19 protein-coding genes are annotated in these 24,089 nt (G+C 51.5%); 9 read left to right on the top strand and 10 right to left on the bottom strand.

Going from position 1 to position 24,089, the window contains the following annotated elements; all coding sequences use genetic code 11:
• Nucleotides 1-45: 45 nt before the first annotated feature.
• The 3 genes from NDI45_RS19875 to NDI45_RS19865 form a co-directional block, all read right to left on the bottom strand.
• Nucleotides 46-1,374, bottom strand: a complete 1,329-nt coding sequence (locus tag NDI45_RS19875; RefSeq protein WP_190792227.1) for a tetratricopeptide repeat protein — start codon at nucleotides 1,372-1,374, stop codon at nucleotides 46-48.
• Between the two features lie 103 nt (nucleotides 1,375-1,477).
• Nucleotides 1,478-2,584 carry an anthranilate phosphoribosyltransferase gene (gene trpD / locus NDI45_RS19870; RefSeq protein WP_348248418.1) on the bottom strand — a complete coding sequence of 369 codons (1,107 nt, stop codon included), beginning with the start codon at nucleotides 2,582-2,584 and terminating at the stop codon, nucleotides 1,478-1,480.
• Between the two features lie 230 nt (nucleotides 2,585-2,814).
• Nucleotides 2,815-4,947: a TIGR00300 family protein gene (locus tag NDI45_RS19865; protein ID WP_190792229.1), complete on the bottom strand. Its 2,133-nt coding sequence runs from the start codon at nucleotides 4,945-4,947 to the stop codon at nucleotides 2,815-2,817.
• 343 nt (nucleotides 4,948-5,290) lie between these two features.
• Here NDI45_RS19865 and NDI45_RS19860 point away from each other — a divergent pair, with 343 nt between their 5' ends.
• Nucleotides 5,291-6,127 (top strand): Tab2/Atab2 family RNA-binding protein, encoded by an 837-nt coding sequence (locus tag NDI45_RS19860; RefSeq protein ID WP_348248417.1) that lies wholly within the window; start codon nucleotides 5,291-5,293, stop codon nucleotides 6,125-6,127.
• Nucleotides 6,128-6,754: 627 nt separating this feature from the next.
• Nucleotides 6,755-7,552: a hypothetical protein gene (locus NDI45_RS19855; RefSeq protein ID WP_348248416.1), complete on the top strand. Its 798-nt coding sequence runs from the start codon at nucleotides 6,755-6,757 to the stop codon at nucleotides 7,550-7,552.
• Between the two features lie 240 nt (nucleotides 7,553-7,792).
• On the opposite strand, the gene NDI45_RS19850 is transcribed toward NDI45_RS19855, so the two are convergent.
• Nucleotides 7,793-8,524, bottom strand: coding sequence for a TPM domain-containing protein (locus NDI45_RS19850; RefSeq protein WP_348248415.1), 732 nt, complete (start codon nucleotides 8,522-8,524; stop codon nucleotides 7,793-7,795).
• A 432-nt stretch (nucleotides 8,525-8,956) separates the two neighbouring features.
• Here NDI45_RS19850 and NDI45_RS19845 point away from each other — a divergent pair, with 432 nt between their 5' ends.
• Nucleotides 8,957-9,538, top strand: coding sequence for a DUF3038 domain-containing protein (locus NDI45_RS19845; protein ID WP_190793086.1), 582 nt, complete (start codon nucleotides 8,957-8,959; stop codon nucleotides 9,536-9,538).
• Nucleotides 9,539-9,603: 65 nt separating this feature from the next.
• The gene (locus NDI45_RS19840; RefSeq protein ID WP_348248414.1) at nucleotides 9,604-10,980 is read left to right on the top strand and encodes a DUF4335 domain-containing protein; all 1,377 of its coding nucleotides are present in this window, start codon (nucleotides 9,604-9,606) and stop codon (nucleotides 10,978-10,980) included.
• On the opposite strand, the gene NDI45_RS19835 is transcribed toward NDI45_RS19840, so the two are convergent.
• The 5 genes from NDI45_RS19835 to leuC form a co-directional block, all read right to left on the bottom strand.
• Entirely contained in the window at nucleotides 10,977-12,107 is a 1,131-nt protein-coding gene (locus NDI45_RS19835) for an aldo/keto reductase (RefSeq protein ID WP_348248413.1), read from the bottom strand. The genes NDI45_RS19840 and NDI45_RS19835 overlap by 4 nt on opposite strands.
• Nucleotides 12,108-12,257: 150 nt before the next feature.
• Nucleotides 12,258-12,764 (bottom strand): bifunctional nuclease family protein, encoded by a 507-nt coding sequence (locus NDI45_RS19830; protein WP_190793083.1) that lies wholly within the window; start codon nucleotides 12,762-12,764, stop codon nucleotides 12,258-12,260.
• A 311-nt stretch (nucleotides 12,765-13,075) separates the two neighbouring features.
• Nucleotides 13,076-13,678, bottom strand: coding sequence for a 3-isopropylmalate dehydratase small subunit (gene leuD, locus NDI45_RS19825; RefSeq protein WP_190793082.1), 603 nt, complete (start codon nucleotides 13,676-13,678; stop codon nucleotides 13,076-13,078).
• Between the two features lie 91 nt (nucleotides 13,679-13,769).
• Nucleotides 13,770-13,904 (bottom strand): hypothetical protein, encoded by a 135-nt coding sequence (locus NDI45_RS19820; RefSeq protein ID WP_348248412.1) that lies wholly within the window; start codon nucleotides 13,902-13,904, stop codon nucleotides 13,770-13,772.
• A 20-nt stretch (nucleotides 13,905-13,924) separates the two neighbouring features.
• The gene (gene leuC / locus NDI45_RS19815; protein ID WP_348248411.1) at nucleotides 13,925-15,328 is read right to left on the bottom strand and encodes a 3-isopropylmalate dehydratase large subunit; all 1,404 of its coding nucleotides are present in this window, start codon (nucleotides 15,326-15,328) and stop codon (nucleotides 13,925-13,927) included.
• Nucleotides 15,329-15,741: 413 nt separating this feature from the next.
• Here leuC and pcrA point away from each other — a divergent pair, with 413 nt between their 5' ends.
• The 3 genes from pcrA to NDI45_RS19800 all read left to right on the top strand — a co-directional run bounded on the left by pcrA (nucleotide 15,742) and on the right by NDI45_RS19800 (nucleotide 20,084).
• A complete protein-coding gene (pcrA, locus tag NDI45_RS19810) occupies nucleotides 15,742-18,081 on the top strand; it encodes a DNA helicase PcrA (RefSeq protein ID WP_348248410.1) in 2,340 nt (779 codons plus the stop codon).
• Between the two features lie 581 nt (nucleotides 18,082-18,662).
• A complete protein-coding gene (locus NDI45_RS19805) occupies nucleotides 18,663-19,523 on the top strand; it encodes a hypothetical protein (protein WP_348248409.1) in 861 nt (286 codons plus the stop codon).
• Nucleotides 19,524-19,586: 63 nt separating this feature from the next.
• A complete protein-coding gene (locus NDI45_RS19800) occupies nucleotides 19,587-20,084 on the top strand; it encodes an SET domain-containing protein-lysine N-methyltransferase (RefSeq protein WP_348248408.1) in 498 nt (165 codons plus the stop codon).
• A gap of 52 nt (nucleotides 20,085-20,136) precedes the next feature.
• Here NDI45_RS19800 and NDI45_RS19795 read toward each other — a convergent pair whose 3' ends face one another.
• A complete protein-coding gene (locus NDI45_RS19795; protein ID WP_348248407.1) occupies nucleotides 20,137-21,600 on the bottom strand; it encodes an ATP-grasp enzyme in 1,464 nt (487 codons plus the stop codon).
• A gap of 298 nt (nucleotides 21,601-21,898) precedes the next feature.
• On the opposite strand from NDI45_RS19795, the gene NDI45_RS19790 reads away from it, so the two are divergent.
• Together NDI45_RS19790 and NDI45_RS19785 are read left to right on the top strand one after the other, a co-directional pair.
• Nucleotides 21,899-22,903 (top strand): NAD(P)-dependent alcohol dehydrogenase, encoded by a 1,005-nt coding sequence (locus NDI45_RS19790; RefSeq protein WP_348248406.1) that lies wholly within the window; start codon nucleotides 21,899-21,901, stop codon nucleotides 22,901-22,903.
• A gap of 115 nt (nucleotides 22,904-23,018) precedes the next feature.
• On the top strand, nucleotides 23,019-23,843 hold the full coding sequence (locus NDI45_RS19785; RefSeq protein ID WP_348248405.1) for an SDR family oxidoreductase: 825 nt from the start codon (nucleotides 23,019-23,021) through the stop codon (nucleotides 23,841-23,843).
• Nucleotides 23,844-24,089: the final 246 nt, after the last annotated feature.

The raw sequence follows: 24,089 nt of genomic DNA, 5'->3' as shown, positions 1-24,089 counted from the left end.
TGAAGGAATTCTTGGAGGGATTTAGGGGCAGTTCGGGTCGTCAAACTATCGCAATCCGCGCATTTCTTGCAAAGTCTGACGGTAGCCTTCTGCCTGCCCCTGCTGGAGAAAAAGATTAGCTGCCTGCTGAAAATCGGCTCTGGCGGCTGTGGGATCTCCCAGATTAGCGTGGAGCCTACCGCGACTCATATACGCCTGAGCGTCTTGACCGTTGAGCTGGATTGCCTGAGTGTAATCTGCCATTGCGCCCTGCTGATCGCCCATTGCAAACCGCAGTTCGGCTCGATCGCTCAATACCGCAGCGGTTTCTGATCCGTTTTCGGCAGCTTCGGGCTGAATCGCCAGGAATTCGCTATAGTCTGCGTCCGCACCAGCTGGATTTCCGATCGCCACACGGACATCGGCGCGGCTACGGAGGGCATCGGCATAGTCTGGACGCAGTGCAAGTGCCTGATCGTAGTCTGAAATCGCGCCTACCAAATCTCCAGCCAGAACCCGCACATCGCCCCGCACCTTAAAGGCTTCGGCATCGTTTGCATTTAGAGCCAGTGCCCGGTTTAAATCGCCGAGCGCGGCAGAATGATTGCCCAGCTTTGCCTGCATTAGCCCCCGATTGCGGAAGGCTTCTGCGTAGTCTGGCTTGAGTTCGATCGCCCGTGTAAAATCGACCACTGCCGTTCGCAGTCCGCCCTGACTGGAGTAAATGAAGCCGCGATTGTAATGGGCATAAGGAGATTCGGGATTGAGATCGATTGCCTCATTTAAGTCTGCGATCGCATCTTGAGTCCGACCCAGCCCAAACAAAATGCTGCCTCGATTGAGATACGCCTCTGCGTCTTCGTCATCGAGATCGATCGCCCGGTTAAAGTCTGCCAGTGCCCCCTGCTGATCCTGCAAGCTGGCTTTGAGTGCGCCGCGATGAACATAGGCATCCGGTTCTTCTGGTGCAAGGGCAATGACGCGGTTGAAATCAGAGACTGCCTGCTGAGGCTGGTTCAGGCTGGAGTAGCTCACGCCCCGATAAAAGTAAGCCTGGGGATCATTAGGCACAAGTTCAATTGCCTGGTTATAGTCCTGCACCGCAACGGTGTAATTTCCCAGAGCTGCCTGAGCATAGCCGCGATAAAGATAGGCGGGAGCATAATTCGCAGACAGATTGAGCGCACGATTAAAGCTATCGATCGCGTTTTCAAATTCTCCAGCGTTAATCTGGTTTACCCCACTGCGATAGAACTGTTCAGCACTGGCTGTACTCGGCCGTAAGGCAGGCGTTTGGGCAGGGGCAGGAGCCGTTTGCGCCAGAACACTTTCAGAGACAGCCGTACAACCAATTCCTAAACTGGTAAGCAAGACGATCGCATGAGCAAGCTTCATCACATCCCTCCTATCGCGGTAAATCACACCAAGGCTGTGAGGAGGATGCCCTATTTGCGGATAAAATTATCGCTCTCGTCGGATTGCTGCCCGGATACAGAGTTTAACCAACTTGCAAAAATGCAGTCAGTTCCTCAACTTTTTTCCAGGCGGCTCCGCTAGCGAGAATGTCTTTGGCGATCGCAATTCCCTTACGGTAGGTCGCGATCGGATCATTGGAAACCTCCGGCAGGGCACATCCAACTTTAAGGGCAAGGGCAGCATTGAGGGCGACCACTTCCTGCTGTGCCAGTGTCCCTTTACCTTGCAGTACCGAACGCAGAATTTCGGCGTTTTCCGCCACTTCGCCGCCGCGCAGGGCATCGGTGGGAGCCGGGGTGAGTCCCAAGGCTTCGGGGTGCAGGGTTAGCGATCGAACCTCGCCTCCAGACAGAATTGCCGTATCGGTTGCGTCTGCCAGTCCCGCTTCGTCTAATTTCTCTCGTCCGTGCAGTACGATTGCCTCTGCCATGCCGAGCTGCTGCATTGATTGGGCGATTGTTTCTACTAAATTAGAGCTAAACACGCCCACGACTTGACCGGTCGGACGCATCGGATTCACAAGCGGACCCAGCAAATTAAACACTGTTCGCACTTTCAGCGCTTTTCGCAGGGGGACGACTGCTTTCATCGCCGGATGCCAGCCTGGCGCAAACAGAAACGTTACGCCCACTTCTGATAGAGCCGCTTTGATGCGATCGGGCGAAGCGCTCAAATTCACACCCAACGCTTCCAGCACATCTGCCGAACCAACCTTACCGGAAGCCGATCGATTGCCGTGCTTTGCCACCGCAACCCCTGCTGCCGCCGCCACAAACGCCACGGTCGTTGAGATATTAAACGTGGATGCGCCATCCCCCCCTGTGCCGCAGGTATCAATTCGGGGAGTGGGAAATCCTGAGGTATCTGTGCCGCCGACCGAACGCGCCTGAAGCACCTGCGCCATGCCCGTCAGTTCTGCCGCTGAAACGCCCTTTGCCTGAATTGCGGTCAAAATTGCCCCTGACAGCACGGGTGGAATTGCCTCCGCCAGCCAGCCTTCCATCAATGCCACAGACTGATCCACCGTCAGCGATTGCCCATCGAGAAGCTGTTGCAGCAAAAGCGACCAGTCATGATCGGCGAAAACATCCGGGGCAAAAGGAGTTACGGTTGCAGGGAAATTGCTCATATCAGACTCAGAGGAGACTTAAAAACTGCTGAAACAATCGATTTAGAAACCCAACAAAACCCTACGATCGCAGAGAAAAGGTCTATCGCAAGGCAGACTTTTACAGATCATAGGCGGTTACGCAGCTTTTCGGCGATCGACTTCTAGAAGCGGATATCAGGCTCAAAAAAAAGGGGGGACAACTGCCCACCCCTCCAGTGATTTAACAATCAGTTAAAAATTGGTCACTGCTAGACGGTTTGCGCCAGTTTATAGGGACTCGTCAACCGGTCGAGCTGCTGCACCATCAGACTGAGGAACAAGCCTACGTCCGTCACAACGCCCACCGATTCCACCGAACCCCGATCGCTTAACTTAGTCACAACCGCCGGGTTGATATCAACACAGACCATTCTCACACCTGCCGGAGTCATGTTGCCTGTACCGATCGAGTGCAGCATCGAAGACAGCATTAGAATCAGGTCAGCTCCTTTGATCAGTTGTGCGTAGTCTTCCTGCGCCTTGATCAGATCCATCTGCGTATCAGGAAGGGGACCGTCATCCCGAATTGAGCCTGCCAGCGAGAAGGGGACGTTGTTCTTAACGCACTCATAGAAAATGCCACCGGTAAGTATGCCCTGTTCAACGGCTTCCGCAATGCTGCCGCAGCGACGAATCGTGTTGATTGCCTTCAGGTGATGGCGATGCCCACCCCGAACTGAAACGCCACGCTTCATATCCATGCCTAGCGATGTGCCCATCATGGCCTGCTCGATGTCGTGAACCGCGATCGCATTGCCACCCAGGAGTGCTTGAACATAGCCTTCGCGAATCAAGTGAGACAGATGCTCGCCGCCGCCCGTATGAATCACGACTGGACCCGCGACGACCACCACCTTGCCGCCCTGATCGCGGATCTTGCGGATTTCCCAGGCAATCTGCTCGACTACTAGCTCGACGCGGCGTTCGCTCGATACACCCGAACCCATAAAGCTGAATTCGTCTGGTTTGGTCTGGGTCGCGTTGCGCTGCTCACGAGACTCAGTTTTGCGAATGGTGCGAATGCCCTCAACCCCCACAACCACGCGATCGCCCGTCTTCAGGTCGCGCAGCAGTTTACATTCTGCCGTGGTTTTCTCTGGAGTCTGCGAAACGACGATCGCCCCATCCATGCGCTGATTCTGGACTTTAATCCACTCGCAGTTAACGCGCACTTCGGTGGGATAAATCGTAGTGACATAGAAATCATCGGGTGCAACGCCGTCTTTGGTCACCGTTTCAAGCTGATTGTCGCAAACCTCCTGCGGACGAGCGACTGCGCCCATATCAATGAGCTGCGTCATAATATTTTCCATCACGTCATGATCGGGAGACGTGACGCGAATCTCTGCAGTAGAAGTGCTTTGACGCTGTTCGCCCAGCCGGAAGTTTAAAACCTGAAAGCTGCCGCCCGCTTCAACGATCGTATCTAACGCCCGGTTGATCAGACCCGAATCAAGCAAATGCCCTTCGAGCTGCACCACGCGCGACTCGATTGCCGCCACTGCATGGTGAATTGGCTGTACTGCTTCTATGGTTCGCAGAGTGAGACACTTCGCTGCGCCGCCTGCTTTGAGGAATTCGGTCAGGGGCGTTTCGACGATCTGAAATCCGATCGCTTCTAGCCGCCGTTTCAACTCCGCACTAGCTTTGTTCATGATGATCGTGCGATCGATATTCACTGCATTGCAGGCAAAGTTGACCGCATCTGCCTCTTCGATCGCAATTCGCTTTGATTCGGGAACGCGCATCTCGATCAGGCGATTGGAATAGGAATCAAACGCCGGCGGATAGTAAAGCAGATAGCCATCTACCAGCGGACAGAAGCAGGTATCCAGATGGTAAAACCGTTCGTCCATCAGCCGCAGTGACAGCACCTCAATATCCAGCCAGTTTGCTAGATAGGGGTGAGCATCTAGCTCCGATCGAAATCCGTAGCCTGCCCAGAGCCAGCGACCTTCGCGATCGAGCAGCGCATCGCCCGCGCCTTCAAACGGCAAATCTTTAGGCAGCGTATGCACGGTAAAGCCATGCTCTTCAAACCACTGCTGGAAGAAAGGCTCTTCGCCCTGACGTTCCTTGTGATAGAAACGGCTAAGGACGGCTGTTTTTTCTAAAACGAGTCCGGCATTGGCAGTAAACACCATATCCGGTACACCGTTTTGTGGCGTGACTAAATCAACAATGGCATGGTCCTTAATGACGTGATATAGCTTTTGCCATTGCTCTACGGCTCGATCGCGAGAAGACTTGTGAACATTCCCTTCCATCCATGGATTAATCACATAGTCCACGTCATAGTGGTCGGGGGAACACATCAAAAACCGAATCGGTGAGGTACTCATAAGTAAACCTGTCGCGTTAGATGAGATAGAAGCTGGTGGGAACTTAGGTCAGAACACTTTAACCAAAGGCTTATCTTGCTAATGATCTTGCTAATGAAAGGGATATCTAAATTGTGCCTGAACGAACATTTTAGAAGCGGGTTTTTGTTGCCGTTAGTAAAGACAATTAGTAAAGGCAGCGGTGAAGCCAAGGTGAAAGCCAACCTATCATCTTGGCACAAGTTCTCAATGTTGTAGTTATAAGTTTTAGAGCCTGAGCGTTTCTGACGGTAGATTATTCTGTCCACGTCATCGCGTATGGTTGAAGGGACAGCCCCAAAAATTAATTCGATCGTCTCTATTTATGCGCTGGCAAGCTGATTTCTATCGTCGTCCGCTTCAAGATGCTGTAGGCAGTCCGCTCTGGGAACTGGTCGTTTGCGACACTGACGGCAAATTTACCGCAAGTGCCTTTTGTTCTCAGTCTGAGGCAGATTCAAACTGGATCGCAGCTCAGCTTCAACAGTGGATCGACCCGCAGGAAAAGCCCGATCGTCTCCAGGTTTTCCGTCCTCAGTCGGTGAGCCTGATGCTGGCGGCAGCAGAGAAACTGGGCCTCAAAGTTGAGCAAACCCGCTCTGTTCCTGCTCTGAAGCAGTTTTTAATTCAGAGAGCGGCTGAATATCGCTCGCTCCCCCACTACACGAATCAACCCTACGATCCAATTACGCTCGATCGTCCGGCTCCCCTACCCTTGCCCGAAAACCTGTGGGGCGATCGATGGCGGTTTGCCGCACTCCCAGCCGGGGATCTTGTCTCAGCGTTTATCGATCGCCCGATTCCAATTCGTGAAATGCCGGATGCTCTGTTTCCGATCAAGCTCCAGCTTCCTTCAACGCTTCCCATTCCGGGTGTGGTGATTGATGGGGGCAGACAGTCGATGAATCTCGCTCGATGGCTCCAGCGATCGCGCCCGGTATTTCTCAACTATATTCCTGGACAGCCAGACGGCTTAATTTTAGAGGCAGGTTTGGTTGAGCGATGGGTCTTAACAACGTTTGAAGATGCTGATGTAATTCAGGCGGCGAAGACGTTTCGCGATCGCCAGTCACAGGCAAAAGGACTCCATTTTCTATTAGTTCAGCCCGATAATTCTGGAATGACCTACACCGGGTTTTGGCTATTACAAACTGAAGTTTAGGACTAAAAGTTTAGGGCTTTAAGTTTAGAACTGTAAGTCTGGAGTTGCTAGAACTGTAAGTTCAGAACGATGAGGTTTAGCTTGATGTGATAACGCTCCAGCTTAAGCAGATCATGGCTCCGCTCATTCATGGGGCGCTGCAGGATATAAGCTGGAAGGACGTTGAAGCGATCGTGAACAAGCCAGGAGAAAAGCGATCAACTCGCTTTGCCAAACTTCCTGGTAATTGAAGGCAGAAATGATTTTGAATTAACTTAAAAACTTACATCAGAAGAGCAGCCTAGAAAGGTCTCATGGTTCAAAAAACGGTGGACAAGGGAGACAAACTCTAGCCAAAACACAAGGGAAAACGACTTACCGCAAGAACTAAATTCTAGGCTGCGACTTCAAAGAGAAGTTATCTTCTGTGATTTCTATTACAAACTCTTCTGATACTTCACAACTCCGCCAAATGGCTGAAATTCGCTAATTTCCTTGTTTTCCCTGAAGAAATAACTGTTCTATAATGACTCGATAAAGCGGGCTGTAAAGGATTGAATAAGGCTAGGTAGAAATCCTGATATCGGCTTGCTTCTCACGTAGAAGCGATCGTATTTACTCTGCCATTCCCTTCTCAGTTGCTCTGTCATGTGCGATCGTTTGCTTCAGCTTTGTCTTCGGCTTCCTGCCCAAAATTCAGCTAAATGGCGTTGGCTTCCATGCCTCCTTGTGATCACCAGTCTGCTGCCTTTAACGATCGGCTGTAGGACGCTAACACTTCCGGGTCAGCCTCAAGAAGTGAGTCTACAAATGGCAGTGGAATCTGGCTCCAAGCGTAGCGGCTACACTGTCTCTGGAACCACAAACCTTCCAGACAATACGCCAATCACCGTTGCGGCAATTCGCTACTTTTATCCAACAAGCTCATCGGATTTGGCCAGCTTACAAAGCACGGTGAACCCACCTAGCTCAACCTTTGAGATTCTAGACTACGCTTCAACCACCGTCGTTGAAGGTAAATGGCAGGCTGAACTCACCCTTCAGCAGCAGGGCACAGATGGCAAAGGCTGGGAGGAGTGGCAAATGCAGCAGCCTAAACTGGGGCTAACGCTGAAACCTGCCGAGACTGTCTCCTTTGTAACCATGCTTACTGCTGAGGATCAGCTAACGCCTCTAGAGCAACAGCTTGCCGAAAAAGGATTCAGGTTGCCTCGTGGCATTGTTCGCACGACCGTAGAAGGACAGCGATATGCAGAAGTGAGCCAAACGATCGCCCTCACTGCCCCGAACCTCGGTCAACCTGCTCCAGCAGCTTTGGAACCAGAGAATTACGGCTGGGGCGATCGATATGTGCTGGTGAAGGAACCTCAAAATCCAACCCGATTGGAACGCCCAGACCAGCCTCAAACGAATGCTCCACCTACTTCGTTAGAGTTTCTGCGCTAATTTGAATTTCTGAAATTTGGACGATTGATGCAGTATTGGGTCGAGCTCTTGGATTCAGGTTCTTGGATTCATGCTCCGGGTCAGACCATTTTGCGAACCGAGTTGACAGCCTCAGGTAAGGCGACCTTCAGGCATTGAAATTTGTGTCGCCTTTGTCGCCTTTAAAGCAAAGACGGGGGCTGCTTGCCCCCCTTTGATCTTTCACCTTTTCAGGCTGCAATGGATTCAAAAAACGCTGAATTAGGACTGAATCGCCTGATAGATGTAGTAAGTCGCCATTGGAATAATCGTGGCAGCCAGCAGCAGAACTACAACAATCATCGTTGCGCTGCGATCGTCTGTTTCTTCGGCGCGGGCAAAAGTTCCTTCGGTTTGAACGTTGTTTTCCACGATCGGTGGACCTGGATCAGCCTCACCGGACAAAATTGCCGTTAGCCGCTCGCTGGCATCAAGAAATGCCTGGTTGTACTTATTGCCGTTGCGAAGCGGAACCATGACGGTTTCCTGCGCCACGCTCTGGGCAGCTTCAGGCGTGAGCAAAGACTGAACCTCAGCTCCAGTGCTGATTGCGCTGCTGTTCGTCACATTGTCTAATACAAGCAGGGTTTGGTTTGCCTGGGCTTCTGGCGTTGGAAACCACTTTTCAAAAAGCTGCTTGGTGAAAGTTTCGATCGTTTCGCCATAGTCGAGCCGATGAATCGTAACAAATCGAACTTCGTTTCCGGTCTGGTCTGCCAGGTTTGCCAGTTCGTTGCTGAGTTCTCCTCGCGTTGCCCGACTCATCACCCCTGCCTGATCAATGATCCAGGTTTGCTCTCCCGCCCTGAGAGACGGCATACTGTAAACGCCAGTTGCAGCCGCCGAATCAGGAGAAATCAGCCAAACCTGAAGCATTAAAACAATCGATACCAGGGTTAGCCAAATCGATCGAACCGGAATAAATGGCAGAATCCGAGAGTGCAACTGTCTCATCCAATGCGTTCCAATGCTTCTCTTAGACGATACTACAGCGCAGGAGGGCAAATCAAAGGGCAACTTGAAGTCGGAGTAAAGCAAACGGGCGAAGCGAAAGGGTGTCTTGGGCGGAGTAGCGGGTAGAGTCCGTGTGAAGTCACCTATCTAGAGGACGTTGAAGGTCTGAGAGTTCGATAGGATAATAGCGCGGCGAAGGAATCGAATCTCAAAAGCTGCTGTCTAAGCTGCCTTGATTCAGAAGTCAATTGATTGATTAATTGATTTAAGGTGAAACCTGACAAAACCCGCGATCGTCCTGGCTCAGAAATGGGTTCAAGAATGAATTCAGGAATGAGTTCAGGAATTGAATGAGTTCAGGAATTGTTCAAACCCTGTTTCAAGAGTTGTAACTGCGCTGTCAACCCTCGCGTTTCTGCATATTCTGAAATTATGCCCCCCTCTGCAAAGCCCTCCTCAAAGCCAACCTGGGCAGATCTGGAACTGGTCGATGCACCAGAGCCGAGTCAGCTCGACAATATTAAGGCACAGCTTGATCTAGTGCTGCTCGCACTCGAATCGCTGGCAAACATCGGCTCAGAGGAAGTCTTGCAGGCGGCGGCTGACCTGAATTTGAGCGAGGTGGTGGCTGATCGCGTTTCCCTCTGGCGACTGCGGCAATCTAGCCCCCTGCGGCGGGGACAGGGACGTAAACGGCTCGATGTGGAAGAAGCTCGATCGCTGGTGATGATCATTTGTCGGCTGGCAAACCAGCATCAGGAACTCATTCGCCGTGCCGTCGCGCTGCTAGAGCAGTTAACCGAGCAAAATCAGCCGCCCCACCATGCCGCTTTGCTAGGGGATTACCTTGATACCTTTAGCAACGCCTATCAGGAACGGATGGAGGATGACACGGCTTCCATTGACGATCTGACCCATCTCGCCCTCAAACTGCTGATCGATCTGCTGTTCTACAGTGCCCCTAATGGCTCTCGCCGCCTCTGGATAGCTCTCCTCGATCGCTCAAAATCCTAACCCTTCTCCCACCTCCCTACTTATCTGCTTCTTTACCCCTCCACTCATCCACCCCTCCCCGACTCATGCCCCAAACCGTTCTACGCCGATACACCCCCCCGACCTGCACCCTCGAAGTGATGGCAACCGGGTCGGCACTGTCTCGCTGGACAGATCGGGCAGTGTTAAAGAATTTGCGCTTCCGGCTGCATCTGGACGACCCCAAGCTACCTGCGGAGAATCAGGTGACGCTTCAGGGCGATCGGAACCAGCTTGAAGCGCTGTGTGAAGCTGTGGATGGCTATGTGCAAAACTGGCTGAGCCGATCGACCGCCGATTCCCTTCCTTTGGAGCGTAGGGTTGAGGCAGGAGCAACTGCGCTTCAGGTGCTCGAACCCACTATGCTTCAGCGTCAGCTGACGGAAACGAATGTGAGCGAATCTGCAATGGTTTTGGAGCCGCAGGGTTTGCTGGCACACCGTCTGCATTTAGGGACAATGGCAATCGAGCAGTCGGGCGAGTCTGTTTCGCTGTCTACGCTGCAATTGTTTGACCTGGCAAACGCGCTTGATCAGTACCAATCTGATGCTGTTACCCTACCGTCGTTAGCTCGTCCCAGCTGGATGCGATCGCCTTCAGGCTGGGCAGGAATTGCGGCTGCGGCAGTGCTGACCGTGGGCGTGACGGGGGCGATTGCGAAATTTGTGATGGATGTCTCCAGTCCACCCCTGCAAACGGCATCTACTTCGGTGCAGACCGAAACCAACCTGAGCCAGGGCACACCAACCTCGCCGACCCCGTTAGCGATTCCCTCGCCGCCCGGATCACCATCTCCTTCGCTGTCACTGACTCCGCTGCAGCCTCCCGCTCCGCCCCCTGGAGCAGTGCAAACAGCCCCGCCTCCGCCCTCAGTTTCAATTGCGCGTGAGCCTGTTCCGGTTGCGCCTGCTCCGGCTCCGCCTGTGGTGGAAGTGCCCCGCTCGACTACTCCACCTCCACCTGAGCGAATTGCGATCGTTCCACCTGAGGGAACTGTTCAGCAGCCCAGCATAACCGCGATTCCAGAGATCGAAAGCTCTGCGGCGCGATCGGCTGAACAGGGTATCGCAGCGGCAAATGCGCCCGAAGCCGAAACCGGAGACTCAGCAGGAGCGGCAGCTAGCAGTACCGCATTTGATGCCGTACCTCAAGTGTCTGAGATTCGGCAGTATTTTGAGCAGAACTGGCAGCCGCCCACCGAGCTCACACAAACGCTGGAATATCGGCTGGTGCTGAACGCCGACGGATCGCTTCAGCGAATTGTGCCTTTGGGTCAGGCGGCTGAAACCTTCCTCGATCGCACGAATATGCCTTTGATGGGTGAGCCGTTCGTATCACCTACAGACAACGGAGGAAATCCGCAGATTCGGTTGGTGCTGCGTCCTGATGGCAAGGTGCAGACGTTCCTGGAATATGCCCGCTAGCCCCACAATCGGCGTCGGGGTGTCCCACTCAGGCGATCGTGCGTATCACGCAGCAGAGTGGGAATATCCAAATGCTCCGGGCAGCGAGGCAAACAGTCGCCGCAGTCGGTACAGCGATTTGCCTTCATGCCGGGAAACCAGTGCCCCGCATTTTCAAACATTCCGTAACGGTATTGCCCGAAAGCGGTCATGTCGTAAGCAACCGCTAGATTTCGCAGACGCAGCACTTCGGGAATATTGATACTTTCTGGACAGGGCAAACAGGCAAAACACTGGCTGCATCGATCGGTTCCCAGGGTCGCTTGGTGGTGAAGATCCAGCCGTTCCAGGGTTTTGAGTTCTGCGGACGTGAGGGGTTCGGTTCGTTCGCTGGCCTGTAGTGGAGTCTCTAGCTCCTGTGGATTGGCTGCGCCCAAGCTAAGCGTGGTAATCCGCCGATCGCTGAGTGAAAATCGATAGTTTAGCTCTAGCGGCGTGAAAGGTTGGCAGAGGTTCACCAGCGTTTCAGAAGGGGTATGAAGCATTCCGCCTTTGTCAGCAGGCGAGATAATCAACACGCCCATGTCTTTTTGGTGCGCGAGAGCCACTGCCGCCTCATTGCGCTGATTAAACAGGTAATAGTGCAGATTAACAAACTCAAACTGATTCGTCTCGATCGCCCTCAGAATAATTTCCAAAGGAGCATGGGTTGAGAAGCCGACATGACGAATGCGCCCATCTGCGATCGCCGCTCGAACTGCCTGCATACAGCCCTGTGAATTCTCAACCCAGTCCAACTGTTCTGCCGTATTGACGCCGTGAATGCCCAGCGCGTCCAAATAATCCACCCCCAGCCGATCGAGGGATTCGTCGATCGATCGTGCCATTGCGTCTGCGTTGGGGGTCGGGGGAATTTTGGTCGTGATGTGAATCTGTTCGCGCATCACAGGCAAGCCTGCCCGAATCGCTGCCCCCAGATACAGTTCGCTGCTGCCGTAGCCTCTGGCGGTTTCGATATGGTTGATGCCCCGATCGATCGCTTGCTGAATCGTCTGGATCGCGTTTTCCTTTGAGGCAAGGTAGCGCATCGTGCCCAGCGAAAAAACCGACAGAAAGAGATTTGTTTTGCCGAAGCGACGATACTGCATGAACAATTCTACGGAGACGCGATCGGGTCGCTCAGGATTGCGGATTGAATGAAGGGGTGGAGAGCTTTATTAGGGCTTTATTTCTGAGGGAACGGAAGAGATGCCCATCTGATAAGAAGATAAGAAGGGCTGCTGATGTCCTGGTTTTGATTAACCTTCATCCTGCTTGGTAAAGCGTCCGCCCTGATTAAAGTCCCCCGGCCGCAAATTCGAAAGAAAATCGCGAAAGGCTTTGCGCTCGGCTTCATCAGCATCGCGATCGACAGGCATTGAGGCATCGGCAACGACTTCTTCCATGACCCAGATTGGGCTTTTGGTTCGCAGTGCTAAGGCGATCGCATCGCTGGGGCGGGAATCGATTTCTTTTTTCACCTCTCCTTGCTTCATCTGAAGAATGGCGTAAAAGGTATTATCTTGCAATGAGTGAATAACGACCTTTTCCAGCACCATGCCCCATTCGTCCATCAGATTCACCATCAGGTCGTGGGTGAGCGGTCGTGGTGGAGCCTGCCCTTCCAGAACGCTAATAATCGCTCTCGCCTGATCTTGACCAATGTAGATGGGTAACTGCCGACGCTCGGAGGCATCTCGTAGCAGGACGATCGGGCTACGAGAGACTGCATCTAAGGCAATTCCAGCAACTTTCATCTCAATCATTGGCGGAGCCTCAAAAATTCTTTGAGAGAGTTAAATTTCGCTGATTTGGGGTGAAAAAGCAAATCTGCATTGGTAGCGGGAGCAGAGATCCCGAATCCAAAACAGCGAGTACGAATAGAACATATCATTGGACTGGCTACGAGCCTGAGAAAGTTACTTATATTTTCACTCTATCCACCGAAAATCATTCAGTGCTAGACCGTTAAGCGAAGGCTCGATTCCTTATCTTTTGAGTTATAGCAGTTTAATAGGACACACTGCATCCAGTATGCCCTGTTCTTTTAGGGATAATTAGGGGATACGAAGAGGTTTCAAGAAGCTGCCTGGCTCCAGCTCACATAGGGCAAGTTTGCGGCGGTTTGACGAATGCGATCGGCTTGGGCAACGAGCTGACCACAAGCATCCCAGGTTCCGCTGAGGAACATACTGCGAGGTCCGGCTCCCATCTGCACCGGAGCCACAAAGTCATTGACCCGCACCTGCATTGCTTCCAGATCTACTGTGACTGATACCTGAGGATTTGCCGCAATCCGTTGCTGTAGCTCTGTCACGACTGCTGGATCTGCTGTGACGCAGGGAATGCCCATCGCGACACAGTTGCCAAAGAAAATCTCGGCGAAGCTTTCGCTCACGATCGCCCGAATGCCCCACTTTGAGATTGCCTGTGGTGCGTGTTCGCGAGAAGATCCACAGCCAAAGTTGCGATTTGCTACCAGAACAGTTGCGCCCTGATACTGCGACTGGTCAAAGGGATGCTGTCCCTGCATCTGATCGCGATCGTCTGCAAAGACCTGTGCGCCTAATCCGTCGAAGGTAACGCACTTGAGGAAACGGGCAGGAATAATGCGATCGGTGTCGATGTCGTTGCCGATGAGAGGAACGGCGCGACCAGAAAGGGTTTGGATTTGGCTCATGAGGTTCTCCTTATCGGTAAGTGGGTAGGGAAATGGGTAGGTGGGTGAGTGAGGGGGTAGGAGATGAGGAGGTGAGGAAGGGGAATCAGCTCTAGGGTAGCGGTTCGTTCTCGACCTCACAGGCTTTGAGCAAAGAGGAAGTTGCTGTCTTGCGTCCGGTTAAAACGAACGCTCCTGGCTCATCTGCCATTTCTGAGGTCTTGCCAAACAACCAGTGTTGCAGCATTTCCAGTGAAGGAAGGGATATTAGAGCAGTGCTCGGACATCAGTAACTTTGCCTATGATTGCCGCTGCCGCCACCATTGCCGGGCTCATCAGCAGGGTACGACCGGACGCAGAGCCTTGTCGTCCCTTAAAGTTGCGGTTAGAGGAAGATGCGCTAATTTGGTTGCCGACGAGCTTATCGGGATTCATGGCCAGACACATCGAGCAGCCCGGTTCTCGCCACTCAAAGCCTGCCGCTTCAAAGATTTCGTTTAGCCCTTCGGCTTCTGCTTGCTGCTTCACCTGCTCGGAGCCGGGAACGACAAACGCTTTGATGCCTTCCGCAACAAATCGACCCTTGGCAATTTTGGCAGCCTCGCGTAAATCACTGATGCGTCCATTGGTGCAGCTTCCGATGAAGCAAACGTCGATCGCCGTTCCTTGAATGGGCTGTCCGGGTTGCAGGTTCATGTAGCTGTATGCCTCTTGAGCCAGTGCCCGATCCTGGTCCGACAACTCCTCCGGGGTGGGAACCGTTTGATTGACCCCAATTCCCTGACCGGGTGTAATGCCCCAGGTAACAGTTGGCGGAATGTCAGCGGCATCAAACACGACGACATCATCGTATTGAGCATCGGCATTGCTGCGAAGGGAATTCCACCAGTCGATCGCCCGATCCCACTCGGGTCCTTTGGGTGCGAAATTGCGGTCTTTGAGATAGTCATAAGTGACTCGATCGGGGTTGACATAGCCGCAGCGGGCACCGCCTTCGATCGCCATATTGCAGACGGTCATGCGCTCTTCCATGCTCATCTGCTCAAAGGTCGTTCCAGCGAATTCGTAGGCATAGCCCACGCCACCCGTCACGCCTAGGGTGCGAATGATGTGGAGGATCACGTCTTTGGCATAGACTCCGGTGGGCAGGGTCCCGTTGACTTCAATCTTGCGGACGTTGAGCTTAGCGAGTGCCAGGGTTTGCGAAGCAAGAACATCCCGTACCTGGCTGGTTCCAATGCCAAAGGCGATCGCGCCAAATGCACCATGCGTGGAAGTGTGGCTATCTCCGCAGGCGATCGTCATGCCGGGCTGCGTCAATCCCTGTTCGGGAGCGATGACGTGAACAATGCCCTGACCCCCAGAGCCAATGTTATAAAAGCGAATGTTATTCTCTTTGCAGTTTTTTTCGAGTTCCTGCATCATTTCTTCCGCCATCGGATCAACAAACGGACGCGTCTGGCTGATCGTTGGCACAATGTGATCCACCGTGGCAATGGTGCGATCGGGAAACAGCACTTTTAATCCGCGATCGCGCAGCATCGAAAACGCTTGTGGACTGGTAACCTCATGGATCAGGTGCAGCCCGATAAAGAGCTGTGTTTGTCCTGAGGGAAGCGTGTTGACGGTGTGAAGATCCCAAACTTTATCGAACAGTGTGCCCTTACTCATAGCGGCGATCGTCCTTACTCAAGGATGTGTGAACTCAAGGATGTGTGACAGGTGGCTGGAGGGTTTCTCCCCTCTAGATCCCCTAATTCTGGAGGACTGTGAAACGAGCAGTGGTGCTTTCGTTTGCTGAAGTGCTGATGTTAGACCTAACTCTTCCAGATTAGGAGGGGCGATTGGTAATGTCCAATATATTTTTAATGCAAGATTAAGACATTTGAAATATGAGTAAATCGGCGATTAATCCTTTGAAGGAACCCTAACTCTCCTCATAAGTTTTAGGTACAATGTCGTCTCTCATTGGTGGCAATCGTCCCCGCGAAAGGCGATCGATCCTTAGACGCAGACGATAAGATATATCATCGGCGGTTAGATCTATTGAACTGCTCCTCCTGTCTTTTCATCTCTGGATTCTCATGCGCGTTGACATTACCAGTCATCTCAATCCTTCCCAGCGGCGTGCCGTTGAGCATTACTGTGGTCCTTTGCTTGTGGTTGCCGGAGCTGGATCGGGGAAGACCCGCGCCCTGACCTACCGGATTGCCAATATGGTGATGAATCATCGCGTTGACCCGGAAAATATCCTGGCTGTCACCTTTACGAACAAAGCGGCGAAGGAGATGAAGGAGCGGATCGAGAAGCTGTTTTCTGAACAGGAAGCGGAGCAAAAGTACGGAAAGCCAATGGATGCGCTTGCGCCGTTTGAGCAAACTCGGCTACGATCGCACGTTTATAAAACCATTACGAAAGAACTCTGGATTGGCACGTTTCACGCCCTTTGTGCCCGGATTCTGCGGTTTGACATCGAGAAGTATCAGAGTGAGCAGGGCTATTCCTGGAACCGTAACTTTTCAATTTTGGACGAGTCGGACGCGCAGAGTTTAGTCAAAGAAATCGTCGTTAATCAAAATTTGGACGATAAGAAATTTGAGCCGCGATCGGTTCGCTATGCGATCAGCAATGCTAAAAATCAGGGCTATTCGCCGAGCGACCTGGAGCGGGAGCAGAACAACTATCGCGGACGGGTGATTTCAAATATTTACGCCGAGTATGAGCAGCGGCTCGCTCAGAATAATGCGCTAGATTTTGACGATCTGATTTTGATGCCTGTGCGTTTATTCCGGCAGAATGATCAGGTGTTGGCATACTGGCATAAACGGTTTAGACATATTCTGGTTGATGAATATCAGGATACGAACCGCACTCAGTATGACTTGATTCGATTACTCGTCACGAATGGCGAAGATACGAAGAAATTTAACGACTGGAATTATCGATCGATTTTCGTGGTGGGTGATGCAGATCAGTCGATTTATTCCTTTCGGGCGGCTGATTTTACGATTCTGATGAACTTTCAGGATGACTTTGGTGATGGCTTACCAGATGACGATACGCGCACAATGGTCAAGCTAGAGGAGAATTATCGATCGACTGAAAATATTCTCCAGGCAGCAAACGAGCTAATCGAAAACAATACTGAGCGAATTGATAAAGTATTACGTCCGACTCGCGGATCGGGAGAAACAATTTACTGCTATCGCGCCGACGACGAAATTCAGGAAGCGAACTTTGTGGTGAATCGGTTGCGGGAAATGGAGCTGGTCAACCCGGAGCTAAACTGGGGCAGTTTTGCAATTCTTTACCGCACGAATGCTCAGTCGCGGGCGTTTGAAGAAGTGCTGGTGCAATATGGCATTCCTTACAACATTGTCGGCGGGCTGCGGTTTTACGATCGCAAAGAAGTGAAAGACGTGCTGGCGTATCTGCGCCTGATTGCAAACCCAGACGACTCGATCAGCCTGAAGCGGATTATCAACGTACCTCGGCGGGGAATTGGGAAGGCGACGATCGATCGGCTCGAAAAAGCTGCGAGGGAGCTAAACGTTCCCCTCTGGCAAATCCTTAGCGATGAAACTTCGGTACAGACTTTGGCAGGGCGATCGGCGAAGCCTGTGCTAGCGTTTGGTCGGATGATTGAATACTGGCAGTCGAAGATCGAAGGCTCTTCAGCGTCGGAGATTGTGCAGGGCATTCTTGATGATTCCCACTACTTGCAGGACTTACGCGAACAAGGAACCGACGAAGCACTGGAGCGGCTGCAAAACGTGCAGGAACTTTACAACGCCGTGCTGCAATTCGAGGAAGACAACGAAGAGTCGAATCTGTCGCTCTTCCTGGGAAATGCCTCGCTCGCGTCTGACCTGGATAACCTGAACGAAGCTGCCCAGGAAAAAGTTTCGCTGATGACGCTGCATTCCTCGAAGGGTCTGGAATTCCCGGTCGTGTTTCTCGTTGGGCTGGAGCAGGGATTATTTCCCAATTTTCGATCGCTGGAAGACCCAAAATCCCTGGAAGAAGAACGGCGACTCTGCTACGTCGGCATTACTCGTGCCCAGGAGCGCCTGTTCCTCAGCTATGCCCGCGAGCGGCGACTCTACGGCTCCCGCGAAGCTGCCAGTCCATCCCTATTCTTAGCGGAACTGCCGAAGGAGCTTTTGCTCAGCAGCGTTGCCAATGCAATTCCCAAAAAGATGACCACACCAATTCGGGAAGTTCGCAAACAGGCGGCCAGTTCCCCCAGCTATCCACAGCAGGATTGGACAGTGGGCGATCGCGTCATTCATCGATCGTTTGGCACAGGTCAGGTGACGCACATTTTTGGAGCTGGAAACAAAGCCTGTCTCGCGATCAAGTTTCCCGGCATGGGACAGAAGATTATCGATCCGAAGCTGACCCCGCTTCAGAAGGTTGAGTAGTGCCGGGCAAGCTGCCTAGGTCTTTTAAAGATTTCTATAAGCTGGATAGTCATAACTATCGGTTTATACCCCTTATCAGTTTGATAAGTGTGAAGAGAAGCAGCCAGGCAAGGATGAGAATAGACTAATTTCCGTGGGATTACTGATCCCATTTCCTTGGAAAATTATAAGAATTGTGGAAATTATGGATGCACTAAGTCATCCCTGCTGATGTTCCCTGTTAGCAACCGAGTATCACCCCTCTGTGTTCCTCAAGTGATTCATTAAAAGTTCGCACAGGCTTTTTCTTGGCGCACAAGTGCGGGTTATGTGCTTGATTCAATAAACGTTGAATCAGTTTGATGTCTTTGTAAGCTTTCTAGTACCAAACTGGTTGTCAACATCATTTGACAGCAGTTCATGCTAACTTTTTCAGCCCTATGCTGTTCTCCTTAGAAGGAGTGATTGAGCGCGATCGTCACTCTCCTGAGAATAGCTGGCTTTGCATTGAGTTTGAGCGGGTCTAAACGCTGCTCCACTAACGCAGTGTAGGTTCGCTTTTGCGACAAACAATCAAATTTCCACAGATGTGAGGCTTAAAAATGATTACGCTAGAAACCTTGCAGTGCTGGTTTGACGAGCCTTCCATCAATCGGGTGATGGAGCTTTCCTGTAGAGAGGCTGTGGTCAGTCCTAAGACCCTCTACACTTTTATGCAGAGATTTGTCACCTATGGTAGAACCTACAGCTTTCTGGTGCCGCAACTTGCCAGTGTGATTGGCTCAAGTCCTCTATTTAAAGATCAAAATTGTACGATCGCAGCTCACGCCGAACGCAGTATGGATGTTGCAGCCCATGTGTTTTCTGCTTCAATCGAGGAGTTCCGCGATCCCAGAACAGCAGTTTCCCATCGAACATTGTCCTATGCACTGTTAGACAAGCTGGCAGAATACGCCAATCTAACTCCCGCAGAAGTTAACCAAATTGCCCAAGCGGGTGCGTGGCTCCCTAAGGTACTGGAAGAGGTGCGAGAAGGATATGCTGCCCGCCCAGATGACCTTGGTAGCCTAGTGCGAGCGATCGGATTTCATGCTGGAGCTGAAACCATTGGTAGTAATGAGTGCAGTATTATCAACGCTGTGTTCTTCTCAGAACAGAAAAAAAATTCTTTTGGGCAATTTATCCGGCGCAGCAAGGTGCAATACCCACAGGGAGTGGTTAGCCCCTGGTATTGGATTGCGATTCATGGCACTTTCGAGACGCGGGGAGTAGAAGCTGATCACTCCGATGATGCACTGCTAGCACTGAATCAAGCAATTCAATATAGCAACGCAACGGAGGAGCAGATTGGGGAGTGGGCAAGGCAGGGATTCGCTCATTTCATCGATGTTCAGATGCTGTTTTTCCGGCGCGTTCAACAGGAGCTACAGGAAAGTGTACAAGCCTTAGCTGCCGCTAGCTAAATCGCGCTCTAATCCCTTGTTCTACAGCCGAGATTCACAATTTTTAAGAGTGAGGAGAAATTCATGATGCAAGTGAAAGCCGCGATCGATGGAAAAGGCAAGCAGTTGATCGCAACAATGCCAATCTCCGAGGGTGAAACCTTTTACAAGATGAGCAGCTACAAAACTATTGCCAAGCCCACCTACACGAGCATTCAGATCAGCTACGACTCTAGCATTGAAGACTACGCTTGTCTTGCCAACCTGAATCATAGCTGTGATCCCAATGTCATTGTTGATACTACCCGGATGGAGCTTAAAGCAGCGCGAGACATCCAGCCTGGAGACGAGCTATCTTTTTTCTACCCCAGCACTGAATGGGATATGACTTCTCCCTTCATCTGCCTCTGTGGTGCATCGAACTGCCTGAGGCTAATTGCTGGAGCCAAATACCTCTCCCTCGACGTAATGAGTCGCTATTTCATCAATCGCCATATTGGTGTAATGGCTCTAGAGTGTCTTACTCATCGAGAAGCTTTGAAATCTAAAGGCTTAAAACACCGTGAGCTACACTATCGCTAAGCGATCCTGCAAGAATTAATCGTGTTTATCCTCCAATTTCAATTCTGATTCACTACTCAATCAATTCACCAATATTGAAATCGATTCTGATCCATCCCCTGAGTTGGCGCAAGTTTTCGAGAATCAATAAGGGAATTTGCCAGTGATGCACCATTAGAAACGGGAGGGGATCGTTGACTCTGAACAGGGCATCTGTGCCGCTTGTGATGTTGCTCAACCAGGTTTGAAGCTGTTTGATCGGTTGCTTCGCAGTTCCCTTTCGGGGAAATAGCACCTCATTCAATCGCCAGAGTTCGTGATAGAGCCAGTAGGTCGGCTTGGCATCTGGAAGCGGGTGTAGGGGTTCGGCGGGGGGTTCTGGATTGAGGTAAGCATCTGCGACGCCGGGGTGGTTGTAGAACAGCGTCACTGCCGTATGAGTGCGAGGGTTACACTCGATCGGGTAAACGGTTCCATCTTCGGTTTGAATGATGTCAAAAGAAGCCTGTCCGATGCCGTCAACGCCTGCGAGAAAACGGGTGATCCAGTCGCTAATTTCGGGTTTATCGACATTCTCGTAGTTCACTTGAAACGCCGAGGAGGGACAGCAGCAGTAGAGTGTTGATTTGCCGTTCCGCACGGTGCTGTGGGTGCAGTATTCCTTGCCGCGAATAAACTCCTGCATAATCCAGGGCTTGTCTTCGCTGATCGGTAAGCTGTTCACAAAAGCAGCCGTTTCTTCAGGCGTGGCGCAGGGCAGTTTAGTCATGTCCAGGCGACGCACAGCATCGTAGGGAATGCTTTTGAGAATGTAGGGATTCTGCTCTTGTGAAAAGTCGAAATTCAAAACTTGTTCTGGTGCAGTGATTTTGAACGATTTGGGAACGGATAAGCCTAACGATCGCGCCTTTTCCGCAAACGCAAATTTGTCGTCTAGCATTCGTGTAGTGTCGGCATTAAAGTGCAACACTTCACAGTAGCCTTCGAGCGGATGTTCATTGACACCGTCTGGGTAAATCACTGCAAAAATGGCAACCGGAATAAATAAATCAACTTGCTCTTGCTCAGCGATCGATCGCAGTTTTCGTTGATAGCCTTCCCAATCTTTAGCAGGGTCAGGAACTGTATAAAATGCATCAACTGCATTCGAGTATTGATTACCGTTCAGCCAGAATTTCTCAGTGTCGATAATAATTGCGCGATGTCCGGCTTCATAAAACGATCGCGCCAGTTGCAGCGTTTTGGTCATTCTTGCTCCCGCAATTAATACCGTTTTGGGAAACTCAGCAACCGTACGAGGTTTCTGGAAAGGACGACTAATCCAGCTCCACAGCAGCGATAAAAGAACAACCGTGAGATTAAAGGGAAATGCGATCGCTAATAAAGCCAACGTTCCCAAGTTTTGAAACAGCGCGACAATTCGTTTATTAAAGCTTCGAAAAGGTGCTGTTTGTTCTGTTATCAGTAAATCTTCGACAGATGAAACATCTGAAGCATTTTGAAGCTGAACGTTTTGCGGAAATGGCTTTGTTTTCATCGATCGCATTAAATCGCATCAATAGGGAGGAATAGGAGTGGCTGTGGAGCGCAGCACCGTAAACTGAGAGTAGCGTAATCAGTCTTTACACAAGGAGCAACCTGTCTAAGGAAATAGAGCAATTTATTCTGAAGATAGAGAAGTAACTTTTTACTGATTTTAGGAAATGCTGAGAATATTACGATCGTCTGCTTCTGATCATGAAGAATGATCAATAAATAATGCGATCGATAATTGAATGGGCGATCGAACAGTTGCTTCCCAGAAGATCAGAAAAAGAACTCCTGGAGAAACTTGAGTGAAGGCTTATCAGATTCAAACCGCAGACGGGCTGGATGGCTTAGCACAGGTTGAACTTCCTGATCCAACGCCCGGAGCAGGACAGGTACTCATTCGGGTGCGGGCAACCTCGCTCAACTTTCGCGATACGGCGGTAATTCGCGGCAGTTATCCCGGACAAAAGCTTCCGATCGTCCCCCTATCAGATGGTGCAGGCGAAGTCGTAGCAGTGGGTGCGGGTGTCACGCGAATCAAGGTGGGCGATCGGGTTGCAGGCATCTTTTTTCAGGCTTGGCAGTCGGGCAGCTTAACCCGCGAGAAAACGAAATCGGCTTTGGGTGGGGCGATCGACGGAATGCTGGCAGAACTGGTGCTGCTGCATGAAGATGGGGTGGTAAAGCTTCCTGAGTATTTATCTTACGAGGCGGGGGCAACTTTACCCTGTGCGGCGGTAACGGCATGGCACGCTCTTGTCCCCAGGGGTCACTTAATTCCCGGTGAAACGGTGCTGCTGCTAGGGACGGGCGGAGTTTCTATCTTTGCGCTTCAGTTTGCCAAAATCAACGGCGCGAGAGTCATCATTACCTCTAGCAGCGATGAAAAGTTGGCGCGGGCGAAAGCGATGGGAGCCGATGAAACCATCAACTACAAAACCTATCCTGCTTGGGAAGAACAGGTTTACAGATTGAGCGATCGCGAAGGTGTGGATCAGGTAATCGAAGTGGGCGGAGCCGGAACGCTGGATAAATCGCTGCGATCGGTGAGAATCGGTGGACGGGTGAGCCTGATCGGGGTGGTGGCAGGAGCGGGCGACGTGAACTATGCCCAGATTTTTATGAAAAGTATTGATGTGCAGGGAATTTACGTGGGCAACCGCGAAATGTTTGAGGCGATGAATCGGGTGATGACGCTACACCAAATCGAACCTGTGATCGATCGCATCTTTGAGTGGAAAGAGGCAAAGGCAGCGTATCAGCATCTTCAGAGCGGGACGCATTTTGGCAAGATCGTGATTCGTGTTTAATTTGCGCTTGCTCATTTTCTGTCCGATGGAGGAATAGAAGTCGTCCGGGCGATGCAGGTGATTGAGGCGATCGGCTGAGTAGGATCATCAGCAACTTTCCTCCACTCAATTTCTCATGACGAAAACTGCTCTAGTCACAGGCGCATCAAAAGGGATTGGAAAAGCTACTGCTCTAGAGCTGGCAAAGCACGGCTATACTATCGTCCTAGTTGCTCGCGAACCGGAACCCCTGGAAGCGGCTGCGATCGAAGTGCGAAATCTGGGACAGCAAGCATACCCGATTTCTGCGGATGTTAGCAATCCGGTGCAAGTGGAACAGTTAATGCAGCAGGCCATTGCTCAGGCAGGACAAATTGATGTGCTAGTGAACAATGCAGGAATTTACTACATGGGTCCAGTCGAGGATGCGTCGCTAAACGACTGGCACACGATTCTGGATACAAATTTGTGGGGCTATATTCACACGATTCATGCACTGCTGCCGCACTTTCTGACACGCGGAAACGGCACGATCGTCAATGTGGTGTCGATCGGCGGACTTGACCCGATTCCTTATCAGGTTCCCTATTCCACCAGCAAACACGCGCTCACAGGCTTAACAAAATCTCTGCGAGCCGAGCTAGAACCGAAAGGTATTCAGGTTTGCGGCATTTATCCCAGCTTTATTCGAACGCAGCTTTATGAGCGGGCACTCTTTCGCGGCGATGACGCCAAAAATCGGTTTGAGTTGATGTATAAAGCGTTCCACAGTCCGTTTCTGGAAACCCCAGAATTTGTTGCCCAAACGCTGCGAAGGGCGATCGAACATCGACAAAACGATGTCCTGGTTGGTACGGCGAACTTCTGGACGACTGCGTTTCATGTGGTTCCTGCTGTAATGAAGCCGATCGTCCGACGACTCTTTGGGATGGCAGATTCGCAGCAGGATTTGGCGCGTTGAACAGTTCGCGTTAAACAGTTAAAGGTGAGGAGAGCTTGAGCAGTGGTGAATCTTCTGCATTGCCCCCAAACCCTTTTGAATCAGGGGCGTTGCTGAATTGGAGTATGATACGCCTCCCTAGCCCCCTAATTTTGGGGGGAACTGATCCTCAAAGTCCCCCAGCATTGCGGAATTTAGGGGGCGATGCAGCGTCTCAAGTTGTGTCTTTATACTTCGATTCAGCAACGCCGAATCAGGAACCAAAAG

Origin of the sequence: Leptolyngbya sp. GB1-A1 (genome assembly GCF_039962475.1) — a bacterium.
Lineage (GTDB): Bacteria > Cyanobacteriota > Cyanobacteriia > Elainellales > Elainellaceae > Leptolyngbya_A.
This window is presented reverse-complemented; position numbering and strand designations above follow the sequence as displayed.